This is a genomic window from Pseudonocardia sulfidoxydans NBRC 16205, assembly GCF_007989085.1.
GTDB lineage: Bacteria > Actinomycetota > Actinomycetes > Mycobacteriales > Pseudonocardiaceae > Pseudonocardia > Pseudonocardia sulfidoxydans.
Window position 1 is genome coordinate 1 of record NZ_BJVJ01000169.1, and the last position, 1647, is coordinate 1647.

The following is a 1647-nucleotide window of genomic DNA, read 5'->3' on the forward strand; positions in this document are numbered from 1 at the left end:
AAGCACGTGCTCGCGACCCGGCATGCTCACCCGAGATTTGGACGCCGCCATGCGCTCCCGCGGGCGGAGGCTTTCCTACCCCTGGACAGGGCAGCGGTCGAGGACGATCGCGAGGCCTGCGCGGTCGTCGTCGCCTGATTGTGGTCGAGTCGCATGATCAAGCCGGTGATCTGGCGAGGTGAGGGCGTGATGGGGCGAGACGCCCGCGCCGGTCGGAGTCGTGTCGTCGGTGCACCATGTCTGCAGCAGACGACGCACAGAGTGTTCCGAGCCCCGGTCGCCGCGTTCGCGCAGTTCCCGGGTGAGCCGATCGGCGTGCCGCAGCCGTCCTGCTATCGCTGAGCGAGGAAGGACAGGCGTTCGTCGAGCTGGGATCCCGGGTGGCGTTCGGGGGGAGGAGCTCGTCTGGGGTCGCGGCTCTGGCGTAGCGCGCACGGTCTTCACGTCCAGGCCCGGGGGCCTGCTGATCGACTTGAGCCGGACCCGAAGTATCACAAGCTCGTGGATCTCGGCTGACGTCGTCGGGTGTTGAGTTTCTCGCCGTCCTGCAATCGTTCGTCGTCGGCGATCTCTGTGATGGTGAGCGCGGAAAGGACTACTCGAGGTCGGTGCGTCCACCGATCGGTGGTCGTCCGGCCCGGTCGGATCCTTCAGGCACGCCCGGTGGGCGCGGGCGACACGGTTGGCGGCGTCGCTGAGGTTGTGCAGCAGGTGCCAACGTTCGGCGACTTGGATCGCACCTGGTGCACCACCTCTCTGGCGCCTTCGGCGTAGCCGCCGGCATGGTCACGGCAGATCACCGCGGTGCCGAGGTGCGCGCGCAGCCACGCCGAGAACGACTCGACGGTCCGATCAGGCAACATCCCGACCGGGCGGCGGGTGTCCATGTCGATAGCACGGTGCCGTAGGTGTGACCGTGACGCAAGGGAAGTCTTCCATGCCGAGCACGCGCACGAGCGCGCTACGCACGCCGTCGCGTCGATCGAGCGCACCAACGTCATCCGCGAGGTGGGCACGCCCAACCCGCCGGACAGGCGGGCCTGGGGAGGGCCACCGAGGAGAGACCGAGACTGCGCAACATCGTCTGCAGCGCATGGGTGCTGCGCCGATAGCGGCCGGCCAGCTGCGGGAACAGCTCGGCGAAGGTCTTGCGAGGACAGGAGCTGTGGACGCAGATGAACCGGCGCAATCTCACACCGGCGCAATCTCACATGCAAGAGCGCACCGGCCGAGGTCGCCTCCCCTCGGGTGGTGTAGCTCGTCTGCGAGGGTCTCTCCGTGTCAGATCATGCCGTGAGCTCGGATGTGGCTACGTCCGTGGCTGAGGACGGGGTGAACAACACGGCCATGGTGTTCTCGCCGAGGTAGCGGCGGTCGGTGGTCTGCCATTCGGCGTGCGCCTCGATCAGGCTGGGTCGGCCAGCCGCAGCAGCGCTTCGGGATTCCGTTCAAGGCCTGCTAGACCGTTGTCCGCGGCCTGACGGACACGGTCACCGACATCAGCGGCCTTGAATGCATCGAGGACTTCGAGCAGGGCAGACTGGTCCAGGGCCATCTCGTGGCGCCGTTCTACGAGTTCCTTGGCGGGTACTCGCAGAGACTCACGCGGTGGCCCTACCCGCGTGCTCAGCCACGCCGAACAGCGCT

Annotated in this window: 2 protein-coding genes; both read right to left on the reverse strand. The window is 67.5% G+C overall.

The window, feature by feature from the left end; genetic code table 11:
- Positions 1-650: 650 nt before the first annotated feature.
- Positions 651-887 carry a transposase gene (locus tag PSU4_RS30825; RefSeq protein ID WP_147116193.1) on the reverse strand — a complete coding sequence of 79 codons (237 nt, stop codon included), beginning with the start codon at positions 885-887 and terminating at the stop codon, positions 651-653.
- 518 nt (positions 888-1405) lie between these two features.
- Positions 1406-1647, reverse strand: a 242-nt coding sequence (locus tag PSU4_RS32075) for a hypothetical protein (RefSeq protein WP_222596464.1), incomplete at its 5' end; no start/stop codon positions are given.